General features: G+C 60.8%; 21 protein-coding genes. 11 read left to right on the top strand and 10 right to left on the bottom strand.

Going from position 1 to position 20,041, the window contains the following annotated elements:
- Window positions 1–108: 108 nt before the first annotated feature.
- The 4 genes from trmB to EJA72_RS16850 all read right to left on the bottom strand — a co-directional run bounded on the left by trmB (window position 109) and on the right by EJA72_RS16850 (window position 2,476).
- Window positions 109–834: a tRNA (guanosine(46)-N7)-methyltransferase TrmB gene (trmB, locus tag EJA72_RS16865; RefSeq protein ID WP_157712562.1), complete on the bottom strand. Its 726-nt coding sequence runs from the start codon at window positions 832–834 to the stop codon at window positions 109–111.
- 9 nt (window positions 835–843) lie between these two features.
- Window positions 844–1,638, bottom strand: a complete 795-nt coding sequence (locus EJA72_RS16860; protein ID WP_032884143.1) for a thiazole synthase — start codon at window positions 1,636–1,638, stop codon at window positions 844–846.
- Window positions 1,639–1,701: 63 nt separating this feature from the next.
- Window positions 1,702–1,902, bottom strand: a complete 201-nt coding sequence (gene thiS, locus EJA72_RS16855) for a sulfur carrier protein ThiS (RefSeq protein ID WP_008026157.1) — start codon at window positions 1,900–1,902, stop codon at window positions 1,702–1,704.
- A gap of 202 nt (window positions 1,903–2,104) precedes the next feature.
- On the bottom strand, window positions 2,105–2,476 hold the full coding sequence (locus tag EJA72_RS16850; protein WP_157712561.1) for a DUF423 domain-containing protein: 372 nt from the start codon (window positions 2,474–2,476) through the stop codon (window positions 2,105–2,107).
- Window positions 2,477–2,550: 74 nt separating this feature from the next.
- On the opposite strand from EJA72_RS16850, the gene mtgA reads away from it, so the two are divergent.
- Window positions 2,551–3,273, top strand: a complete 723-nt coding sequence (gene mtgA / locus EJA72_RS16845) for a monofunctional biosynthetic peptidoglycan transglycosylase (protein ID WP_157712560.1) — start codon at window positions 2,551–2,553, stop codon at window positions 3,271–3,273.
- Window positions 3,274–3,434: 161 nt separating this feature from the next.
- On the opposite strand, the gene rpoH is transcribed toward mtgA, so the two are convergent.
- From rpoH to ftsY, 4 genes are all read right to left on the bottom strand, one after another.
- Window positions 3,435–4,289 carry an RNA polymerase sigma factor RpoH gene (gene rpoH, locus EJA72_RS16840; RefSeq protein WP_007897890.1) on the bottom strand — a complete coding sequence of 285 codons (855 nt, stop codon included), beginning with the start codon at window positions 4,287–4,289 and terminating at the stop codon, window positions 3,435–3,437.
- A 112-nt stretch (window positions 4,290–4,401) separates the two neighbouring features.
- Entirely contained in the window at window positions 4,402–5,424 is a 1,023-nt protein-coding gene (gene ftsX / locus EJA72_RS16835; protein ID WP_157712559.1) for a permease-like cell division protein FtsX, read from the bottom strand.
- Entirely contained in the window at window positions 5,421–6,092 is a 672-nt protein-coding gene (gene ftsE, locus EJA72_RS16830; protein ID WP_027926547.1) for a cell division ATP-binding protein FtsE, read from the bottom strand. The genes ftsX and ftsE overlap by 4 nt, the downstream gene beginning before the upstream one ends.
- Complete coding sequence (ftsY, locus tag EJA72_RS16825) at window positions 6,089–7,621, bottom strand: signal recognition particle-docking protein FtsY (protein ID WP_157712558.1); 1,533 nt, start codon at window positions 7,619–7,621, stop codon at window positions 6,089–6,091. The genes ftsE and ftsY overlap by 4 nt, the downstream gene beginning before the upstream one ends.
- Before the next feature lie 344 nt (window positions 7,622–7,965).
- Between ftsY and EJA72_RS16820 the strand changes: the two genes are divergently transcribed.
- From EJA72_RS16820 to EJA72_RS16800, 5 genes are read left to right on the top strand one after another with little or no spacing between them, the layout of a single operon-like run.
- Window positions 7,966–9,321 (top strand): pitrilysin family protein, encoded by a 1,356-nt coding sequence (locus EJA72_RS16820; RefSeq protein ID WP_157712557.1) that lies wholly within the window; start codon window positions 7,966–7,968, stop codon window positions 9,319–9,321.
- Complete coding sequence (locus tag EJA72_RS16815) at window positions 9,314–10,804, top strand: pitrilysin family protein (protein WP_157712556.1); 1,491 nt, start codon at window positions 9,314–9,316, stop codon at window positions 10,802–10,804. Before EJA72_RS16820 ends, EJA72_RS16815 begins: the two co-directional genes overlap by 8 nt.
- Window positions 10,804–11,415 (top strand): 16S rRNA (guanine(966)-N(2))-methyltransferase RsmD, encoded by a 612-nt coding sequence (gene rsmD / locus EJA72_RS16810; RefSeq protein ID WP_157712555.1) that lies wholly within the window; start codon window positions 10,804–10,806, stop codon window positions 11,413–11,415. The genes EJA72_RS16815 and rsmD overlap by 1 nt, the downstream gene beginning before the upstream one ends.
- A 55-nt stretch (window positions 11,416–11,470) precedes the next feature.
- On the top strand, window positions 11,471–12,469 hold the full coding sequence (locus tag EJA72_RS16805; RefSeq protein ID WP_178129399.1) for a hydrolase: 999 nt from the start codon (window positions 11,471–11,473) through the stop codon (window positions 12,467–12,469).
- A gap of 3 nt (window positions 12,470–12,472) precedes the next feature.
- Window positions 12,473–13,312: an AraC family transcriptional regulator gene (locus tag EJA72_RS16800; RefSeq protein ID WP_157712553.1), complete on the top strand. Its 840-nt coding sequence runs from the start codon at window positions 12,473–12,475 to the stop codon at window positions 13,310–13,312.
- 120 nt (window positions 13,313–13,432) lie between these two features.
- Here the strand turns inward: EJA72_RS16800 and EJA72_RS16795 are convergent, their stop codons facing one another.
- Together EJA72_RS16795 and EJA72_RS16790 are read right to left on the bottom strand one after the other, a co-directional pair.
- Entirely contained in the window at window positions 13,433–14,287 is an 855-nt protein-coding gene (locus tag EJA72_RS16795) for a sulfurtransferase (RefSeq protein WP_157712552.1), read from the bottom strand.
- 33 nt (window positions 14,288–14,320) lie between these two features.
- A complete protein-coding gene (locus EJA72_RS16790) occupies window positions 14,321–14,992 on the bottom strand; it encodes a TetR/AcrR family transcriptional regulator (protein WP_157712551.1) in 672 nt (223 codons plus the stop codon).
- A 145-nt stretch (window positions 14,993–15,137) separates the two neighbouring features.
- Between EJA72_RS16790 and EJA72_RS16785 the strand changes: the two genes are divergently transcribed.
- From EJA72_RS16785 to EJA72_RS16765, 5 genes are all read left to right on the top strand, one after another.
- On the top strand, window positions 15,138–16,568 hold the full coding sequence (locus EJA72_RS16785) for a coniferyl aldehyde dehydrogenase (protein WP_157712550.1): 1,431 nt from the start codon (window positions 15,138–15,140) through the stop codon (window positions 16,566–16,568).
- Between the two features lie 28 nt (window positions 16,569–16,596).
- Window positions 16,597–17,142 (top strand): twin-arginine translocation pathway signal protein, encoded by a 546-nt coding sequence (locus tag EJA72_RS16780; protein ID WP_157712549.1) that lies wholly within the window; start codon window positions 16,597–16,599, stop codon window positions 17,140–17,142.
- Window positions 17,143–17,290: 148 nt separating this feature from the next.
- Window positions 17,291–18,886: a GMC family oxidoreductase gene (locus EJA72_RS16775; RefSeq protein ID WP_157712548.1), complete on the top strand. Its 1,596-nt coding sequence runs from the start codon at window positions 17,291–17,293 to the stop codon at window positions 18,884–18,886.
- A gap of 115 nt (window positions 18,887–19,001) precedes the next feature.
- Window positions 19,002–19,481 (top strand): pantetheine-phosphate adenylyltransferase, encoded by a 480-nt coding sequence (gene coaD / locus EJA72_RS16770; RefSeq protein ID WP_045059801.1) that lies wholly within the window; start codon window positions 19,002–19,004, stop codon window positions 19,479–19,481.
- 175 nt (window positions 19,482–19,656) lie between these two features.
- Window positions 19,657–19,908 carry a YfhL family 4Fe-4S dicluster ferredoxin gene (locus EJA72_RS16765; RefSeq protein WP_048722619.1) on the top strand — a complete coding sequence of 84 codons (252 nt, stop codon included), beginning with the start codon at window positions 19,657–19,659 and terminating at the stop codon, window positions 19,906–19,908.
- Window positions 19,909–20,041 lie beyond the last annotated feature (133 nt).

The raw sequence follows: 20,041 nt of genomic DNA, 5'->3' as shown, positions 1-20,041 counted from the left end.
AAAACAACTGTGGGAGCCAGCCTGCTGGCGATGGCGTGTCAGACACCTTGATGTCGACTGACACACCATCGCCAGCAGGCTGGCTCCCACAGGTTTACGGCGTAAGGCTTAGGACTGCTTTTCGAACTTCAGGTCCCACACGCCATGCCCCAGTCGTTCGCCGCGGCGTTCGAACTTGGTGATCGGCCGTTCGGCCGGGCGCGGTACGCACTTGCCGTCTTCGGCCAGGTTGCGATAACCCGGAGCAACGTTCATCACTTCCAGCATGTACTCGGCGTACGGTTCCCAGTCGGTGGCCATGTGCAGCACACCGCCGACTTTCAACTTGCTGCGCACCAGTTCAGCGAACGACGCCTGAACGATACGACGCTTGTGGTGACGGCTCTTGTGCCACGGGTCCGGGAAAAAAAGCATCAGGCGATCGAGGCTGTTATCGGCCACGCAGCGATTGAGCACTTCGATCGCGTCGCAATCATAGACCCGCAGGTTGGTCAGGCCCTGAGTCAGCACGCCATTGAGCAGTGCACCGACACCCGGACGGTGCACTTCCACGCCAATGAAATCCTGCTCCGGCGAAGCGGCGGCCATTTCCAGCAACGAATGGCCCATGCCGAAACCGATTTCCAGCGAGCGCGGTGCCGAGCGACCAAACACCTGGTCGAAGTCCACCGGCGCATCGGCCAGTGGCAGCACAAACAGCGGCGTGCCCTGCTCCAGACCTTTTTGCTGGCCTTCGGTCATGCGCCCGGCGCGCATCACGAAACTCTTGATGCGGCGGTGTTGGCGCTCATCGCCTTCTTCCGTCTGGACTGGCGTGTCGTTTGATTCAGTCATCAATGGCTCTTACTTGATCAGACCATCCAGCGGCGAAGAGGCGCTGGCATAGAGTTTTTTCGGCATGCGGCCGGCGAGGTAGGCCAGGCGGCCTGCGACGATCGCGTGTTTCATGGCTTCGGCCATCATGATCGGCTGCTGGGCGTGGGCGATGGCCGAGTTCATCAGCACAGCATCACAGCCCAGTTCCATGGCGATGGTGGCGTCGGAGGCTGTACCGACACCGGCATCCACCAATACCGGGATCTTGGCTTCTTCAAGGATGATCTGCAGGTTGTACGGGTTGCAGATCCCCAGGCCCGAACCGATCAGACCGGCCAGCGGCATGACCGCGATGCAGCCGATTTCCGCCAATTGCCGGGCGATGATCGGGTCATCACTGGTGTAGACCATCACGTCAAAGCCTTCCTTGACCAGCGTTTCGGCGGCCTTGAGGGTTTCGATCACGTTGGGGAACAGGGTTTTCTGATCCGCCAGTACTTCCAGCTTCACCAAATTGTGGCCATCGAGCAGCTCGCGGGCCAGGCGGCAGGTGCGCACGGCCTCGATAGCGTCGTAGCAACCGGCGGTGTTCGGCAGGAAGGTGTAGCGATCCGGCGACAGCACTTCAAGCAGGTTCGGCTCACCCTCGATCTGCCCGAGGTTCGTGCGGCGTACGGCGAAGGTGACGATTTCCGCGCCCGAGGCTTCGATGGCCAGGCGGGTTTCTTCCATGTCTCGATATTTGCCGGTGCCTACCAGCAAACGCGACTGGTAAGTACGACCGGCCAGGACGAAAGGCTTGTCGCTACGAACGATGCTCATGAGAAATCCTCTGTAGGGTTGAGGTTCTTGCAGAATAATTCTGTGCCCTTACGGGCCGGGCGACTAGCCGCCGCCGATGGCGTGAACCACTTCGACTGAATCGCCGTCGTTCAGCGTGGTGTCAGCGTGCTGGCTGCGCGGGACGATATCCAGATTGAGCTCGACCGCCACCCGGCGTCCGGTCAGTTCCAGACGGGTCAGCAGGGCCGCAACGGTTTCACCGTCGGGCAGTTCAAGGGATTCGCCGTTCAACTGAATGCGCATGCCGAATGCCGCCATCATTTTTAGGGGGTGGCATTCTAGCCCGATCAGTCTGACTGACCCAAGCCATTCGTCTGTAATGGGACTTTGTAGGAGCGAGCTCGCTCGCGATGGACTTGAAATCGCCTCGGGGGGGGCAGGATTTCAACGTTATCGTTGACGTCCATCGCGAGCAAGCTCGCTCCTACAGGCAGGTCAGGTCAGGTCAGGTCAGACGCCAGGCGGCCAGGCCCAGGCAGAACCAGCCCGCCAGGAACGCCAGGCCACCGAAGGGGGTGATAATCCCGAGCTTGCTGATGCCGGTCATGGTCAGCACGTACAGACTGCCGGAAAACAGCAGGATGCCGATGGCAAAGGATGCACCCGCCCAAGTGATCAAGCGACCTGGAATTTGCGTGGCCAGCAGCGCTACGCCAAACAAGGCCAGGGTGTGCACCAGTTGATAAGTGACGCCGGTATGGAAAATCGCCAGGTATTCGGGCGTCAGGCGGTTTTTCAGGCCGTGGGCGGCGAACGCACCAAGGGCCACGCCGGTGAAGCCGAAAAAAGCGGCCAGCATCAGAAAGCCACGCAGCATGAAGAACTCCAGTCAGCCTCGATCAACAGGGTCTGTATAATGGCCCGCTCAACGGGTTCGGCCAAGCCATCTCTATGCTGCGTTTAATTTTCCGTCGTTTCACGAAGGCCCTGCTCTGGTTCGCGGCGGGCAGCGTCTTGCTGGTGCTGATTTTTCGCGTGGTGCCACCACCGGGAACGACGCTGATGGTCGAACGCAAGGTCGAATCCTGGTTCGACGGCGAGCCCATCGACCTGCAACGCACCTGGAAGCCTTGGGATGAAATCTCCGACGACCTGAAGGTCGCGGTGATTGCGGGCGAGGATCAGAAATTCCCGGAGCATTGGGGTTTTGACCTCGGCGCCATCCGCGCCGCTCTGGCCCACAACGAGCTGGGCGGCTCGGTTCGCGGCGCCAGTACCTTGAGTCAGCAAGTGTCGAAGAACCTGTTTTTATGGTCCGGCCGCAGTTGGCTGCGCAAAGGTCTGGAAGCCTGGTTTACCGGGCTGATCGAAGTGTTCTGGCCCAAGCAGCGGATTCTTGAGGTGTACCTGAACAGCGTCGAGTGGGATGACGGCGTGTTTGGCGCGGAAGCAGCGGCCCGGCATCACTTTGGTATCAGTGCCAAGTCATTGTCCCGGCAGCAAGCGAGCTATCTGGCAGCCGTACTGCCCAACCCGCGGGTTTGGAGTGCGAGCCATCCGACTTCTTATGTCTCGCGGCGGGCCGGGTGGATTCGGCAGCAGATGAGCCAACTAGGTGGCGACAGCTATCTACTGGGCCTCAACGATTCGCGCCGGGCGCCTTGGGCCCAGTAGCCAACCTAAATGCCGAATACACCAAAAAAACTGTGGGAGCGAACCTGCTCGCGATGACGGTCTGACAGTCAACTTGGATGTTGAATATTCAGGCCTCATCGCGAGCAGGCTCGCTCCCACAGGATCTATGATCGGGGCGTTTTTTATTGCCGGTTTGCCGATTAAGCGGCGATCGACAACTTGAGCTTGTTCATCGCGCTCTTCTCGAGCTGACGAATACGCTCGGCCGACACGTTGTACTTCTGCGCCAGGTCGTGCAGCGTGGCTTTCTCTTCAGCCAACCAGCGCTGATAGAGGATGTCACGGCTGCGGTCGTCCAGCACTTCCAGCGCTTCGTGCAGGTTGTGGTTGGAGTTGTCGCTCCAGTCGGCGTCTTCCAGTTGACGGGCCGGGTCATACCGGTGGTCTTCCAGGTAGTTGGCCGGCGACTGGAAAGCACTGTCGTCGTCCGCTTCCGCGGCCGGGTCGAAGGCCATGTCATGGCCGGTCAGGCGACTTTCCATCTCGCGCACTTCACGTGGCTCTACGCCGAGGCTTTCCGCCACACGGTGGACTTCCTCGTTGTTCAGCCAGGCCAGGCGTTTCTTCTGGCTGCGCAGGTTGAAGAACAACTTGCGCTGAGCCTTGGTGGTCGCGACTTTCACGATGCGCCAGTTGCGCAGGATGAACTCGTGAATTTCGGCCTTGATCCAGTGCACGGCGAACGACACCAGGCGCACACCCATTTCCGGGTTGAAGCGTTTCACAGCCTTCATCAGGCCGACGTTGCCTTCCTGGATCAGGTCAGCCTGAGCCAGGCCGTAGCCGGAATAGCTACGGGCGATATGTACGACAAAACGCAGGTGGGCGAGCACCATCTGCCGAGCCGCCCCCAAATCCTGCTCATAATAGAGACTCTCGGCCAGTTCACGCTCCTGCTCCGGCGTCAGCAATGGAATGCTGTTCACGGTGTGCACGTAGGCCTCCAGGTTCGCACCCGGGACCAGAGCATATGCAGGTTGCAAAGAATTGGTCATACGAAAAAACCTCCCACTTACAAACTCGTGCAGTTCAGCACTGCGAAAATTGACCGGAAACCGAAAGACAAGTTCCCAAAAACGCTGAAAGGTCAATACGAGCAAATTGATACTACTTAGGCGCAAGCTCCCTCAGGTGGCGTGCGACTGCAATCCATGCACCGATATACCCTAACAGCACCGCGCCAAGCAAGAGAGACAGACCGTCGGCTACCGGCACGCCGGCCAGCGCAAAATTACTGCCGTACAAACCGGCCAGCCCCACCACTGCCTCGTTCAGCCAGTTCAGGCCAAACGCCAATACACCCCAGGAAAGTATCCCCGCACCAAAGCCATACAGCGCGCCCATGTACAGAAAGGGTCTGCGTACATAGCTGTCAGTACCGCCCACGAGTTTAATCACTTCTATCTCTGTGCGGCGGTTTTCAATATGAAGACGAATGGTATTGCCTATCACCAAAAGTAATGCAGAAACCAGAAGCACGGTCAGGCCGAAGACAAAACGGTCGCCCAGCTTGAGGATGGCGGCCAGACGCTCGACCCAGACTAGATCAAGTTGCGCCTGCTGTACCTTCGGCAGCTCGGAAAGTTTTTGTCTTAATGCTTCAAGCGCGGGCTTGTCGACTTCGTTCGGGGTCACCAGCACCACGCCCGGCAGCGGGTTTTCCGGCAATTCTTTAAGCGCCTCGCCCAGACCGGACTGCTGCTGGAATTCTTCCAGCGCCTGATCGCGACCCACATATTGCGCATCCGCGACTCCGGGCATGCCCTGAATCTGCTCGCGCAGCGATTCGCCCTCGGCAGGGCTGGCCTCGATTTGCAGGTACAGCGAAATCTGCGCCGCACGCTGCCAGGAACCGCCCAGTCGCTCGACGTTACTCAGCAAAAGTGACAGACCCATCGGCAAGCTCAGGGCAACGGCCATCACCATGCAGGTGAAAAAGCTGCCGATGGGCTGCTTGCCCAAACGGCGCAGGCTGTCCATCAGGCTGGCGCGATGGCTTTCAATCCAGGCGCGGAACAGCGTCGCGAAGTCCGGGCCGTCATCATCGTCGCGTTTTTTCTTCTGCGGTTGCGGGTCGGCGGCCTTGGGGGCCACGCGCTCGGAAACCTTGGGGCTACGTGTCGCACTCATTCGCCAGCCTCCCCGTCGCCGATCAGGCGGCCGCGTTGCAGGGTCAGCATGCGATGGCGCATGCGGGCGATCAGCGCCAGGTCGTGACTGGCGATCAGCACGCTGGTGCCCAGACGGTTAATGTCTTCGAATACGCCCATGATCTCGGCCGCCAGGCGCGGATCGAGGTTACCCGTGGGCTCATCCGCCAGCAGCAAAGCGGGACGGTGAACGATGGCGCGGGCAATGCCGACGCGCTGCTGCTGACCGGTGGACAGGTCGCCGGGGTACAAATCGGTCTTGTCCGAGAGTGCCACGCGCTCCAGCGCCGAATCCACGCGCTTGACGATCTCGGCCTTGGACAGCCCGAGAATCTGCAATGGCAGCGCGACGTTGTTGAACACCGTGCGATCGAACAGCAGCTGATGGTTTTGAAACACCACGCCGATCTGCCGGCGCAGGTAAGGGATCTGTGCGTTGCTGATGGTGGCAAGGTCTTGCCCGGCCAGCAGCAATTTGCCCGTGGTGGGACGCTCCATCGCCAGCAGCAGGCGCAATAAGGTACTTTTACCGGCGCCGGAGTGGCCGGTTACAAACAAAAATTCGCCACGACGGACTCGAAAGCTCAGCTCATGCAAGCCGACGTGACCGTTCGGATAGCGTTTACCGACCTGTTCGAAACGAATCATGAACGCTCCCGTTCGGCAAACAGTGCCTGGACAAAGGGGTCTGCTTCAAAAGTACGCAAATCGTCGATGCCTTCACCGACGCCGATGTAGCGGATCGGCAGGCCAAATTGCTTGGCCAGGGCGAAAATCACCCCGCCCTTGGCAGTGCCGTCGAGCTTGGTCAGCGCCAGGCCGGTCAGTTCGACGGTCTGGTTGAATTGTTTGGCCTGGTTGATCGCGTTCTGACCCGTGCCGGCGTCAAGCACCAACAGCACCTCGTGAGGCGCATCGGCGTCGAGCTTGCTGATAACCCGGCGAACCTTTTTCAGTTCTTCCATCAGGTTGTCTTTGGTGTGCAGGCGACCGGCGGTGTCGGCGATCAACACGTCAATGCCACGGGCCTTGGCGGCTTGCACGGCATCGAAGATAACCGAAGCCGAGTCGGCACCGGTGTGCTGGGCGATCACCGGGATCTTGTTGCGCTCGCCCCAGACCTGCAATTGCTCGACCGCCGCGGCGCGGAAGGTGTCCCCCGCCGCCAGCATGACTTTTTTGCCTTCAAGCTGCAGTTTCTTCGCCAGCTTGCCGATGGTGGTGGTCTTGCCGGCGCCGTTGACGCCCACCACCAGAATCACGAACGGCTTGTTCTGCGAATTGATTTTCAGCGGTTGCTCGACAGGCTTGAGCATGGCCGCCAGCTCGGCTTGCAGAGATTTGTACAGCGCGTCGGAATCGGCCAGCTCTTTGCGCGCGACCTTCTGGGTCAGGCGCTGGATGATCACCGAGGTCGCTTCCACACCCACGTCAGCGGTCAGAAGACGGGTTTCGATGTCTTCGAGCAACTCGTCATCGATGGTTTTACGACCCAGAAACAGGCTGGCCATGCCTTCGCCGATGCTGGCGCTGGTCTTGGACAGACCTTGCTTGAGGCGGGCGAAGAAACCGGCTTTGGTTTCTTCGGTGCGAGCAGGCTCTGGCGGGGTTTCGACAGGCGCAACAGGTGCGGTGACGGCAGGAGCAACAGGCGCGGCGACGACGGGAGGGATCACCAGTGCCGGAGCCGGAGCCGGATCTGGCGCTTGCACAACCGGAGCGGCCGGAGCAACAAATGCAGGAATCAAAGGCTCTGGAACAACAGGCGCAGGCTCGGCTTCAACAACCCGCTCAACCACCGGCGCCTGAATCGGCTCAGGCGCAAACGCGGTCGGTGCTGGAATCGGAGGGGTCACGTGCGGCGCCAGGTCATCGACCACCAGCGCCACCGGTTCTTCCGCCACCGGCAAGGTCAGCCAGGGCTCAACGGCCGGTGCCAGCGATGGCTCAACCACCACCTCGGGTTCAACTTCTGCCACCGGTTGCAGCACCGGCTCGGCATTGGGCAACACAATCGGCGCGAGCTCTGCTTCTATGACCGGCGCAGGCGCTAGCTCAGGAAGTGGCTGTGGCTGTTCGACGACGGGTTCCTGCGGCTTTTTGCGCAGCCATCCGAACAGGCTTTTCTTCTCACCAGCCGCAGCTGGGTTCTTCTTGTCGTCGTTGGAACCAAACATGGAGGACGGCTATCTCACGGTAGCGACGCGCCCAAGGACGCCTCGGCAAATAAATATTCGATGCAGAACAGACTGCAATTGACCCAGCTTGTTCACGCGCAACATTTTGTCGAGGCGCAAACAGCGCCTCAAAGGTCGACTAATACGAAGGACTGGAACGGCATCGTCGGCGAAAACGCAGAGTTTAGCTGACAAACTCAACGCCCGAGCCGCGAACCCAAACAACCTGCTGACCGATCAAAGGCCTGATAGGCGTGGCCGCCAGTAAAACGGATCAGTATCCTAGCACCCTCTCGCCCGCTGACGCTAAGAACAAGCGGGCAACCCAACAGGTTTAAAAACGAATGAATGCTCTAGCCCGCCGCGCTGCAGGCCTGCTGTTCAGCACAGTTTGTCTGCCACTTTCAGCCTTCGCTGCCGACCCGCAACCGACCCACGAATTCACCCTCGACAATGGCCTGAAGGTCGTCGTGCGCGAAGATCATCGTGCGCCGGTGGTGGTTTCCCAGGTCTGGTACAAGGTTGGCTCCAGCTACGAGACGCCGGGACAAACCGGTTTGTCCCACGCCCTTGAGCACATGATGTTCAAGGGCAGCGAGAAAGTCGGCCCCGGTGAAGCATCCTTGATCCTGCGCGACCTCGGCGCTGAAGAAAACGCCTTCACCAGCGACGACTTCACCGCCTACTACCAGGTCCTGGCCCGTGATCGCCTGGGCGTGGCTTTCGAACTCGAAGCGGACCGCATGGCCAACCTGCGCCTGCCGGCCGACGAGTTCGCCCGCGAGATCGAAGTCATTAAAGAAGAGCGCCGCCTGCGGACCGACGACAAACCGATGTCCAAGGCGTACGAGCGCTTCAAGGCCATGGCTTACCCGGCCAGCGGCTACCACACGCCGACCATCGGCTGGATGGCGGACCTGGACCGCATGAAAGTCGAAGAGCTGCGCCACTGGTACCAATCCTGGTACGTCCCGAACAACGCCACGCTGGTGGTGGTCGGCGACGTGACCCCGGACGAAGTCAAAACCCTGGCCCAGCGCTATTTCGGCCCGATCGCCAAGCGTGACGTGCCACCGGCAAAAATCCCTCTGGAACTGGCCGAGCCCGGCGAACGGCAGATCACCCTGCACGTTAAAACCCAGCTGCCGAGCCTGATGCTGGCCTTCAACGTGCCGAGCATCGCCACCGCCGAAGACAAGCGCCCGGTCAACGCCCTTCGCTTGATCTCGGCCCTGCTCGACGGCGGCTACAGCGCGCGCATCCCGACGCAACTGGAGCGCGGTGAAGAACTCGTCTCCGGCGGGTCGTCGAGCTACGACGCCTACACCCGTGGCGACAGCCTGTTCACCTTGTCGGCCACCCCCAACTCGCAGAAAGATAAGACCATCGAGCAGGCGGAAGCCGGTTTGTGGAAGCTGCTCGAACAATTGAAAACCACTGCGCCGTCCACTGAAGAGCTGGAGCGCGTGCGTGCGCAGGTCATCGCCGGCCTGGTCTACGAGCGCGACTCGATCACCAGCCAGGCCACGTCCATCGGCCAACTGGAAACCGTCGGCCTGTCGTGGAAGCTGATGGACACCGAACTCGCCGACCTCGAAAGCGTGACGCCGCAAGACATCCAGAACGCCGCCAAACTGTATTTCACCCGCGAACGTCTCAGTGTCGCCCATGTACTGCCGGAGGAGACGACTCATGAGTGAGCGCAAAAAACCACGCCTGGCCCTGATCGGCTTGTTGACTGTCGCACTGATCGGCGCGGGTGCCTTTTATCTGCTGCGTCCCGATGACTCGACGGCCAGCGAAGCCCTCGACAAAGCCAAGTCCAGCCAGAAGCTGCAATCGCTGACCGAACTCGACGGCAAAGCGCCAAGCCACCGCACGCTGGACGTGCAGACCTGGAACACCCCTGAAGGCGCCAAGGTGCTGTTCGTCGAAGCCCGTGAGCTGCCGATGTTCGACATGCGCCTGATCTTCGCCGCCGGCAGCAGCCAGGATGGCGATGCACCGGGCCTGGCCCTGCTGACCAACGCCATGCTCAACGAAGGCGTGGCCGGCAAAGATGTCGGCGCTATCGCCCAGGGCTTCGAAGGCTTGGGCGCAGACTTCAGCAATGGCGCGTTCAAAGACATGGCACTGGCCTCCCTGCGCAGCCTCAGCGCCCCGGACAAACGCGAACCGGCGCTGAAGCTGTTTTCGGAAGTCGTCGGCCATCCGACCTTCCCGGCCGACTCCTTCGCCCGCATCAAGAACCAGATGCTCGCCGGCTTCGAATACCAGAAACAGAACCCCGGCAAGCTGGCGAGCCTGGAGCTGATGAACCGCTTGTACGGCGACCACCCTTACGCGCGTTCCAGCGATGGCACGGCGAAGACCGTTCCGGCGATCACGCTGGCGCAGCTCAAGGCTTTCCACGAGAAAGCCTACGCCGCCGGCAACGTGGTGATTGCGCTGGTGGGCGACCTGTCCCGCGCTGAAGCCGAGGCTATCGCAGCGCAAGTCTCCGGCGCGCTGCCAAAAGGTCCTGCACTGGCGAAAATCCCGCAGCCGCAAGAGCCCCAGGCCAGCATCGGCCACATCGAGTTCCCGTCCAAACAGACCAACCTGATGATCGCGCAACTGGGCATCGACCGCGACGATCCGGACTACGCAGCCTTGTCCTTGGGTAACCAGATCCTCGGCGGCGGTGGTTTCGGTACCCGACTGATGAGCGAAGTGCGCGAAAAACGTGGCCTGGCTTACGGCGTGTACTCGGGTTTCACCCCGATGCAGGCACGCGGCCCGTTCATGATCAACCTGCAAACCCGCGCGGAAATGAGCGAAGGCACCCTGAAACTGGTGCAGGACGTGCTCGCCGACTACCTTAAAACCGGGCCGACCCAAAAAGAGCTCGACGACGCCAAGCGTGAACTGGCCGGCAGCTTCCCGCTGTCCACCGCCAGCAACGCCGACATCGTCGGTCAACTCGGCGCCATGGGTTTCTACAACCTGCCGCTGAGCTATCTGGATGACTTCATGCGTGAGTCCCAGAGCCTGACCGTCGAACAGGTCAAGGCCGCACTGAACAAACATTTGAGCACGGACAAAATGGTCATCGTCAGCGCTGGCCCGACCGTGCCGCAAAAGCCGTTACCGGCCCCATCTGATAAACCTGCCGAGCAGCCGCTCGGGGTTCCGGAGCATTAATGGCCACTCGTCCAAAGAAACCTGTTCACAACGTGCATAACGGCGTGAACCAGCTGCGCATCATCGGCGGTGAATGGGGCAGCCGAAAGCTGAGCTTCCCCGACGCACCGGGCCTGCGCCCGACGCCGGACCGCGTGCGTGAAACCCTGTTCAACTGGCTGGCGCCCTACATCGCCGGCGCCAAGGTCCTTGACCCGTTCGCCGGCAGCGGCGCGTTGTTTCTCGAGGCGTTGTCTCGGGGTGCAGCGATGGGCCAGGCGCTGGACGCCAGCAACATTGCGGTCGCGAGCATCAAGGAACACCTGGGAACGCTGCGCTGCACCACCGGCCAGATCCAGACCGCCGACGCCCTGCGCTTCCTGGAAACCCAGGCCGCCAGCGCTTATGACGTGGTGTTCCTCGACCCGCCGTTCAACCAGGACCTGTTGCCGACTGTGTGCACCCTGCTTGAAGCGCGTCAATGGCTGGCTGACGAAGCCTGGATCTACACTGAAAGCGAAAACGCGCCATCGAGCCTTGGCCTGCCAGGCAACTGGCGCCTGCACCGCGAGCAGAAATCCGGGCGGGTGTATTACGCGTTGTGGCAACGTATGGCAGAGATCGCCGGTTAACCCACCGGCCTGAAAAGGTGCGCATAGGTTGCGCACCGCTGCATCGAGAGCAATCGTGTCCTTTCTGTCAGAACGTTTCACCCCCGCCTTCGGCCTCGGCAATCCACACCTGCAAACCTTGTGGGGACCGCTGTGGCGCACAACCACGCACATCGAACGCCAGCGCGAACGCTTGTGGCTGGACGATGGCGACTTTCTCGATCTGGACTGGCACGGCCCGCACAGCGCCGATGCACCGCTGGTGCTGGTGTTGCACGGCCTGACCGGTTCTTCGAATTCGCCTTACGTGGCCGGGGTGCAGAAAGCGCTCGGGGACCAGGGCTGGGCGAGCGTTGCCTTGAATTGGCGTGGCTGCTCGGGCGAGCCCAATCTGCTGCCGCGCAGCTACCATTCCGGGGCCAGTGAAGACCTGGCCGAAACCATCAGGCACCTTCGGGCCAAACGCCCGCTCGCACCGTTGTACGTCGTCGGGTATTCCCTGGGCGGCAATGTCTTGCTCAAGCATTTGGGTGAGACCGGCAGTGCGAGCGGCGTGCTCGGGGCGGTGGCGGTCTCGGTGCCGTTTCGTCTGGATCAGTGTGCCGACCGCATTGGCCAGGGCTTCTCGAAGGTCTATCAGGCGCACTTCATGCGCGAGATGCTGGCCTACATCAAGAACAAACAACGGCAGTTCCAGCACGATGGTCGCGAGGAAGGCCTCGCGGCACTGGCAGCCCTCGGCTCGCTGGAGAACATGCGGACCTTCTGGGATTTCGACGGCCGGGTGACAGCGCCGCTCAATGGCTTCATCGATGCCGAGGATTACTATCGCCGCGCCTCAAGCCGCTACTTCCTCGGCGAGATTCGCACACCGACCTTGATCATTCAGGCGGCTGACGATCCTTTTGTGTTCCCGCACAGCCTGCCGCAGGCGGACGAATTGTCGTCGTGCACTCAATTCGAATTGCAGGCCAAGGGCGGGCATGTCGGCTTCGTCGATGGCTCGTTCCGGCAGCCGGGTTACTACCTTGAACGACGCATCCCGCAGTGGCTGGCCGCCGTGGGCCGCGAGTAAGTCATGACCAACGATCAGGGCGAGTCGATCCGCTTCTGGCAAACCGCGCCCTTGGCCGGGGTCGAGTTGTTGTCGGCGCGCTACATCGAACACCGCTTCGCGCCCCACGTGCATGATGGTTTTGTGATCGGCATGATCATGGCCGGGGCCCAGCGGTATCGCTATCGCGGTGCCGAACACCTGGCGGGCAGCGGCACGCTGGTGTTGATCAACCCGGACGAACTGCACACCGGCCACAAAGGGACGGAGGATGGCTGGCTGTATCGGGCGTTTTACCCCGACAGCGGGCAGATTCTGGCGCTGCTGGACGAACTGGAATTGCCGACCGCCCACCTGCCCGCCTTTGGCGCCACGCTGTACCGCGACCCGGACCTGGTGAAGGGTTTTTGCCAATTGCATCGGTTGCTGGAAAGTCCGTCCACCGCCCTGCAACAGCAGACAGTCTGGCGGGAAATGATGCTCTCGCTGTTGCAGCGTCATGCGGCGGTCCCGGACGCCGGCAAGCCCGGCAAGGAGCACCGGGCGGTGACACTGGCCAAGGAATTGCTGCAAGCGAAATTGGCCGCGCCACCCTCACTGGAAGAATTGGCCGCAGCGGTGAACCTGTCACCCTTCCACTTCACCCGCGTGTTCCGCCGCGCCACCGGCATGCCGCCGCACACCTGGCTGATGCAGCAGCGCATCGCCCAGGCGCGGGCGTTGTTACAGGGCGGCTGCCTGCCGCTGGAAGTGGCCACGCAATTGGGTTTTGCCGACCAGAGTCATCTGAGCCGGCAGTTCAAACAGGTTTACGGGGTGGGGCCGGGTGCGTATCGCAGTGCGCGGCAACTGCCTGGATATTGAAGACAATGAAGATCTAAATGTGGGAGCGAGCCTGCTCGCGATAGCGGTGTAACAGTCAGCATCAATGCTGAATGCTATGACTTCATCGTGAGCAGGCTCACTCCTATAGGGGATGTGTGTTTACTCGCCGGTGGCGATGCCCCGCGCAGGATCGTTGATCCACTCGCTCCACGACCCGGCATACAGCGAAGCCAACGGATAACCCGCCAGACACAACGCAAACAGGTTGTGACAGGCCGTTACGCCAGAGCCGCAATACGCCACCAGATCCTCAGGTGAACGCTGCTCGAGCTTCGCGGCAAATCGCTGCTTGAGTTGCTCCGCCGGCAGAAAACGCCCGTCGCTGCCAAGGTTCTCGTTGAACGCCGCGCATTGCGCCCCCGGAATGTGCCCGGCAATCGGGTCAATTGGTTCCACTTCACCTTTGAAGCGTGGCAATGCGCGGGCATCGAGCAAAGTCAAAGCCGGCTGGCCAAGGCGTTGCTGAAGCTGTTCGGCGCTCAAAACCAGCGCCTTGTCTGGCGCTCCGCTAAAGGTCCCGCGCGTGATATCGCACGCATCCAGGCTCAGGGGTAAACCGGCCGCATGCCAGGCCTTGAGCCCGCCATCGAGGATGAACACGCCATCGCGCTTGCCCAGCCAGGCCAGCAACCACCAGGCCCGCGCCGCGAATGCACCCGGACCGTCGTCGTACAAAACCACTTCGCTGTCGTTGTTGATGCCCCAGGCTTGCAGTCGTTCGATCAAGTCCTGCGCTTCAGGCAACGGATGGCGGCCGGTCACGCCCTTGATCACTATCCCGCTTAGATCACGTTCAAGATCAGCAAAGCGAGCGCCCGCAATGTGGCCTTCGGCATAGCTGCGCTGCCCGTAATCCGGGTCTTCGAGGGCAAAACGACAATCCAGAATCACCAGCCCTGGCTGGTCCTTTTTCAGGTCCAGTGCTTGCGGGCTGATCAATTGCGCAATCGGCATAACGGGCTCCTGTGATGTCAGCGATGTCTGATCCTAATGCACTTCTTCCAGCGCTTGGGCCAGCGGCACGTAAAACTCTTCGTAAAGGGCATCGACCGCCGCGCGGGACTGATCCGTGACGAAACCGGCCTCAAGCACCAACACCTGATACACCCCGCGTTTAATCGCCTGTTCGCTCAGGTGATTGGAGTTTTCCCGGGTGGTGCACAGAAAACGTACCCAGGACGTGAGGATGATCCACGCATTGAGGGTCAAGGACTCGATCTGCACTTTGTCCATGCACAGGATGCCGGCTTCGACGAAGCCCGCGTAAATATGAGTGCCATGGATCAGGCAGCGCTGGGAAAAGCGCCGATAACGGGCGGCGAGTTCAGGATCGCTGTCGAGCAAGTGCTCCAGATCGCGATGTAAAAACCGGTAGCGCCACATCGCCGCCAGCAGTTCCTTAAGGTAGAAACGCTTGTCGTCCACCGTGGCCGGTCGCCCTTGAGGCGGGCGCAGGAAGCTGTCCACCAGGCTTTCGTACTCACTGAACAGCACGGCGATAATCGCCTGCTTGTTGGGGAAGTGGTAGTACAGGTTGCCCGGAGAAATCTCCATGTGGGCCGCAATGTGGTTGGTGCTGATGCTGCGCTCGCCCTGCTGATTAAACAGCTCAAGGCTGTTCTGCACGATGCGCTCGCTGGTTTTGATCCGAGGGGCCATGGCTTGGGCTTTAATTCAGAGTGCGTTGAGGGGCATCTTACGACCTATCCGCGGGCGGATAAAACAAGTGATCTCAGAATGTCATTTGACTTTATAGAGCATAGACTCTAAAAAGTTCCTCATTACAATAAATCCGGAGCCCACCATGACTGCTGACATTTCCTACCTTCAGAACCTGCAGCAGCCACTGGAAGAACTCCAAACCCTGTTCGACGCTCAGCGTGCCGCCTATGCCGCGAACCCGATGCCGCCCGCCGCCCAGCGCCAGCAATGGCTCAAGGCGTTGCGGGAGTTGCTGAACCAGGAACGCCAGGCCCTGATAGATGCCATCAGCCAGGATTTCAGCCACCGCAGTGCCGACGAAACACTACTCGCCGAGCTGATGCCCAGCCTGCACGGCATCCATTACGCCAGCCAGCACCTCAACGGCTGGATGAAAGCTTCGCGGCGCAAGGTCGGTCTCGCGTTTCAACCTGCTTCGGCCAAAGTTGTCTATCAACCCTTGGGCGTGGTCGGAGTGATCGTGCCGTGGAACTACCCGCTGTACCTGGCCATCGGGCCGTTGGTGGGCGCGTTGTCGGCGGGCAATCGGGTGATGCTCAAACTCAGCGAGTCGACCCCCGCCACTGGCGTGCGGCTAAAGGAATTGCTGGGCCGGATCTTTCCCGAAGATTTGGTGTGTGTGGTGCTCGGCGAGGCCGATATAGGCGTGGCGTTCTCCCGGCTGCGGTTCGATCACCTGTTGTTCACCGGCGCCACCAGCATCGGCAAACATGTGATGCGCGCGGCGGCCGAGAACCTGACCCCGGTGACCCTCGAACTGGGCGGCAAGTCCCCGGCCATCGTTTCCCGCGACGTGCCGCTCAAGGATGCCGCCGAACGCATCGCCTTCGGCAAGACGCTCAATGCCGGGCAAACCTGCGTCGCCCCGGACTACGTGCTGGTGCCGGAAGATCGTGTAGGCGCTTTCGTTGAAGCTTATCGCAAGGCAGTTCACGGGTTTTATCCGACATTGGCGGATAACCCGGACTACACCGCGATCATCAACGAACGACAGCTGGCCCGGCTCAACGGCTACATCAGCGACGCCACCAGCAAGGGCGCGCTGCTGATTCCTTTGTTCGATCAGGGCCAAGGGCGGCGCATGAGCCACAGCCTGCTGCTCAATGTCAGCGACGACATGACGGTGATGCAGGACGAAATCTTCGGCCCGCTGTTGCCAATCGTGCCGTACGCGGACCTGGACGAAGCGTTTGCCTACATCAACCAACGGCCTCGTCCGTTGGCGCTGTACTACTTCGGCTACGACAAGCGAGAGCAAAACCGTGTCCTCCACGAAACTCACTCCGGCGGCGTGTGCCTGAACGACACGCTGCTGCACGTCGCGCAGGACGACATGCCGTTCGGCGGCATCGGTGCCTCGGGCATGGGCCATTACCACGGTCACGAAGGTTTCCTGACATTCAGCAAGGCCAAGGGCGTGCTGATCAAACAGCGTTTCAACGCGGCGAAACTGATCTATCCGCCGTACGGCAAAGCCATTCAGAAAGTGATTCAGAAGCTGTTCATCCGCTAACCATCGTCACCCTCGGGTAATAACAATAATGAGCCCAAGCCTGTCCGATACACCCGCGCTGTCACGTCGCGGCCTGCTCAAATTCAGCCTCGGCGCGACGGCTTTCCTGGCGACGGCCGGATTGGGGGCGAGCCTCAGTGGCTGCTCGTCGAGCGCTGCAGCGAACGGATTTACGACCCTGCGCAGCGGTGATCTGCTGTTTCTGCGGGCGCTGATCCCGGTGATGCTGGACGGCGCTGTAGCGGCCGAAAAAATGCCGGCGGCGATCGATCAGACGCTGCACTGCCTGGATAACGGGCTCGATCATCTGTCTCCGGAAATGCTCAAGCTCACTCGGCAATTGTTCGATGTGCTGGGCATGGCCGTCACGCGCGGGCCACTGACGGGGATCTGGGGCAGTTGGGAAAATGCCAGCGCCGATGAGATCCGGCACTTTCTGGATCGCTGGGAAAACAGCTCATTGAGCCTGTTGCGCATGGGGCACAGCTCGCTGCAGCAACTGGTGATGATGGCCTGGTACAGCCGGGCGGAGTCTTGGGTGCATTGCGGGTATCCCGGACCGCCTACCGTTTAAGACTGTAGGAGCGAGCTTGCTCGCGATGGACGTCAACGATACCGCTGGCAACCTGACACCCCGCGGCGTTTTCAGATCCATCGCAAGCAAGCTTGCTCCTACAGGAACAGCATCCACCCTCACCTAAAAACAATAAGAGAACCTGAAGATGCCCGTACCCGACCTGTTCCGCGATGGCATGGCCCGTGGCTGGAAAACCCACAACGGCGCGCAACTGACCCAGGACCTGACCCTCGAAGCGGACGTGGCAATCATCGGCAGCGGCGCAGGGGGCGGCACGACCGCTGAAATCCTCAGCGCCGCCGGCTACAAGGTGTTGCTGATCGAGGAAGGCCCGCTCAAGACCAGCACCGACTTCAAGATGCTCGAAGACCAGGCGTACACCAGCCTCTATCAGGAAGGCATCGGCCGCATGAGCAAGGACGGCGCGATCACCATCCTGCAAGGCCGGGCGGTGGGCGGCACGACGCTGATCAACTGGACATCGAGTTTCCGCACCCCGTCACCGACGCTGGAACACTGGGCCACGGCGCACGATGTCAAAGGCCACAGCGCGGCCGAAATGGCGCCATGGTTCGAAAAAATGGAACAACGCCTGGGCGTCGCGCCCTGGATGATTCCGCCCAATGCCAACAACGACGTGATCCGCAAAGGTTGCGAACAACTCGGCTATAGCTGGCATGTGATCCCGCGAAACGTACGGGGCTGCTGGAACCTCGGTTACTGCGGCATGGGCTGCCCGACTAACGCCAAGCAGTCGATGATGGTCACAACCATTCCGGCGACGTTGGAAAAGGGCGGCGAACTGCTCTACCTGGCCCGCGCTGAAAAGCTGTCGATCAAGGACGGCAAGGTCACCGGATTACAATGCGTGGCGATGGACGAGCGCTGTGTGGCGCCCACGGGCAAGACCATCACGGTCAAGGCGCGGCATTTCGTGCTGGCCGGCGGCGGCATCAACAGCCCCGCGTTGCTCCTGCGCTCCGACGCGCCCGATCCGCACAAGCGACTGGGCAAACGCACGTTCCTGCATCTGGTCAACATGTCCGCCGGGCTGTTCGACGAAGTAATCAATCCGTTCTACGGCGCGCCGCAGTCCATCTATTCCGACCATTTCCAATGGCAGGACGGCACCACCGGCAAGATGTCCTACAAACTGGAAGTGCCGCCGTTGCACCCGGCGCTGGCCACCACCCTGCTCGGTGGTTTCGGGAAAGAAAACGCCCAGCACATGGAGAATCTGCCCCACACCCACGCAATGCTGGCATTGCTGCGCGACGGTTTTCACCCCGACAGCAACGGTGGCAGCGTCGAATTGCGCGGCGACGGCACACCAGTGCTCGATTATCAGGTCTCGCCTTACGCCTGGGACGGTTTACGCCGGGCGTTCCACAGCATGGCCGAGATCCAGTTCGCCGGCGGGGCCAGCGCCGTGATGCCGATGCACGCGGACGCGCGTTATGTGAAAACCTTGGCCGAAGCGCGCACGCTGATCGACGGCCTGAGCCTTGAGCTCTACCGCACGCGCCTGGGCAGCGCCCATGTGATGGGTGGCTGCGCAATGGGCGAAGACCCGAAAAACGCCGTGACCGACAGCCTCGGCCGGCATCACCAACTCAGCAATCTGTCGATCCATGACGGCTCGCTGTTCCCCACCAGCATTGGCGCAAATCCACAATTGTCGGTCTACGGCCTGACAGCGCAACTCGCCACTTCCCTGGCAGAACGTTTGAAAAACGCATGAAAAGGGAGAATATTCCTATCGTCTATAGTGCTTTCTTACCCAACAGGCGACTTGGCCGACCGGGACGGCTGCGATACCATCCGACTCCCCAACGGACTCCCGCCAGGACGACGCGATGAACCGAGTGTTGTACCCAGGTACCTTCGACCCTATTACCAAGGGCCATGGCGATCTGGTCGAACGCGCCTCGCGCCTGTTCGACCATGTGATCATCGCTGTCGCCGCCAGCCCGAAAAAAAACCCGTTGTTCCCCCTGGAACAGCGTGTGGAGCTGGCCCGCGAGGTCACTAAACATCTGCCGAACGTTGAAGTCGTCGGCTTCTCGACGTTGCTGGCGCATTTTGCCAAAGAGAAGAACGCCAACGTGTTCCTGCGCGGCTTGCGCGCGGTCTCGGACTTCGAATACGAATTCCAGCTCGCCAACATGAACCGTCAGCTGGCGCCGGATGTGGAAAGCCTGTTTCTCACGCCATCCGAGCGTTACTCGTTTATATCTTCAACGCTGGTCCGTGAAATCGCGGCGTTGGGCGGCGATATCACCAAGTTCGTGCACCCTGCCGTGGCAGATGCGCTGACTGAACGATTCAAGAAGTAAATCTGAACTGTAGGAGCGAGTTCGCTCGCAAAGATCGTCAACGATGACGCTATAAGCCTGACACCCCGCGGTGTGCTCAGGTTTTTCGCGAGCAAGCTCGCTCCTACAGCGCCAATGCGGCACAATTGCGTATTGGTTTTTAGCGCCCGGGCCTGCCGCCCCGGCTGGAGTTAGCATGTCCCTGATCATCACCGACGATTGCATCAACTGCGACGTCTGCGAACCCGAGTGCCCGAACGCCGCCATTTCCCAAGGCGAAGAGATCTACGTGATCGACCCGAACCTGTGCACGCAGTGCGTGGGCCACTACGACGAACCTCAGTGCCAGCAGGTTTGCCCGGTGGATTGCATTCCGCTGGATGAAGCGCATCCGGAGACTGAAGAGCAGTTGATGGCGAAGTATCGGGTGATTACCGGTAAGGCTTGAGCCAGGTATTTTTGTTGCGCCTGTGCCGACCTCATCGCGAGCAGGCTCGCTTCCACAGGGGAACTGCGTTGTGACACGCACCGAAAATCTACTGTGGGAGCGAGCCTGCTCGCGATAGGGCCATCAGCCTCAT

This window comes from Pseudomonas sp. PB120 (genome assembly GCF_009761815.1).
Taxonomy (GTDB): Bacteria; Pseudomonadota; Gammaproteobacteria; order Pseudomonadales; family Pseudomonadaceae; genus Aquipseudomonas.
The sequence above is the reverse complement of the archived record's forward strand: the minus strand, read 5'-3'. Positions and strand labels throughout refer to the sequence as shown.

Bases quoted from the DNA above. Each gene is read 5' to 3' on its own strand.
- trmB (WP_157712562.1), bottom strand. From the start codon at position 834: ATGACTGAATCAAACGACACGCCAGTCCAGACGGAAGAAGGCGATGAG.
- EJA72_RS16860 (WP_032884143.1), bottom strand. From the start codon at position 1,638: ATGAGCATCGTTCGTAGCGACAAGCCTTTCGTCCTGGCCGGTCGTACT.
- thiS (WP_008026157.1), bottom strand. From the start codon at position 1,902: ATGCGCATTCAGTTGAACGGCGAATCCCTTGAACTGCCCGACGGTGAA.
- EJA72_RS16850 (WP_157712561.1), bottom strand. From the start codon at position 2,476: ATGCTGCGTGGCTTTCTGATGCTGGCCGCTTTTTTCGGCTTCACCGGC.
- mtgA (WP_157712560.1), top strand. From the start codon at position 2,551: ATGCTGCGTTTAATTTTCCGTCGTTTCACGAAGGCCCTGCTCTGGTTC.
- rpoH (WP_007897890.1), bottom strand. From the start codon at position 4,289: ATGACCAATTCTTTGCAACCTGCATATGCTCTGGTCCCGGGTGCGAAC.
- ftsX (WP_157712559.1), bottom strand. From the start codon at position 5,424: ATGAGTGCGACACGTAGCCCCAAGGTTTCCGAGCGCGTGGCCCCCAAG.
- ftsE (WP_027926547.1), bottom strand. From the start codon at position 6,092: ATGATTCGTTTCGAACAGGTCGGTAAACGCTATCCGAACGGTCACGTC.
- ftsY (WP_157712558.1), bottom strand. From the start codon at position 7,621: ATGTTTGGTTCCAACGACGACAAGAAGAACCCAGCTGCGGCTGGTGAG.
- EJA72_RS16820 (WP_157712557.1), top strand. From the start codon at position 7,966: ATGAATGCTCTAGCCCGCCGCGCTGCAGGCCTGCTGTTCAGCACAGTT.
- EJA72_RS16815 (WP_157712556.1), top strand. From the start codon at position 9,314: ATGAGTGAGCGCAAAAAACCACGCCTGGCCCTGATCGGCTTGTTGACT.
- rsmD (WP_157712555.1), top strand. From the start codon at position 10,804: ATGGCCACTCGTCCAAAGAAACCTGTTCACAACGTGCATAACGGCGTG.
- EJA72_RS16800 (WP_157712553.1), top strand. From the start codon at position 12,473: ATGACCAACGATCAGGGCGAGTCGATCCGCTTCTGGCAAACCGCGCCC.
- EJA72_RS16795 (WP_157712552.1), bottom strand. From the start codon at position 14,287: ATGCCGATTGCGCAATTGATCAGCCCGCAAGCACTGGACCTGAAAAAG.
- EJA72_RS16790 (WP_157712551.1), bottom strand. From the start codon at position 14,992: ATGGCCCCTCGGATCAAAACCAGCGAGCGCATCGTGCAGAACAGCCTT.
- EJA72_RS16785 (WP_157712550.1), top strand. From the start codon at position 15,138: ATGACTGCTGACATTTCCTACCTTCAGAACCTGCAGCAGCCACTGGAA.
- EJA72_RS16780 (WP_157712549.1), top strand. From the start codon at position 16,597: ATGAGCCCAAGCCTGTCCGATACACCCGCGCTGTCACGTCGCGGCCTG.
- EJA72_RS16775 (WP_157712548.1), top strand. From the start codon at position 17,291: ATGCCCGTACCCGACCTGTTCCGCGATGGCATGGCCCGTGGCTGGAAA.
- coaD (WP_045059801.1), top strand. From the start codon at position 19,002: ATGAACCGAGTGTTGTACCCAGGTACCTTCGACCCTATTACCAAGGGC.
- EJA72_RS16765 (WP_048722619.1), top strand. From the start codon at position 19,657: ATGTCCCTGATCATCACCGACGATTGCATCAACTGCGACGTCTGCGAA.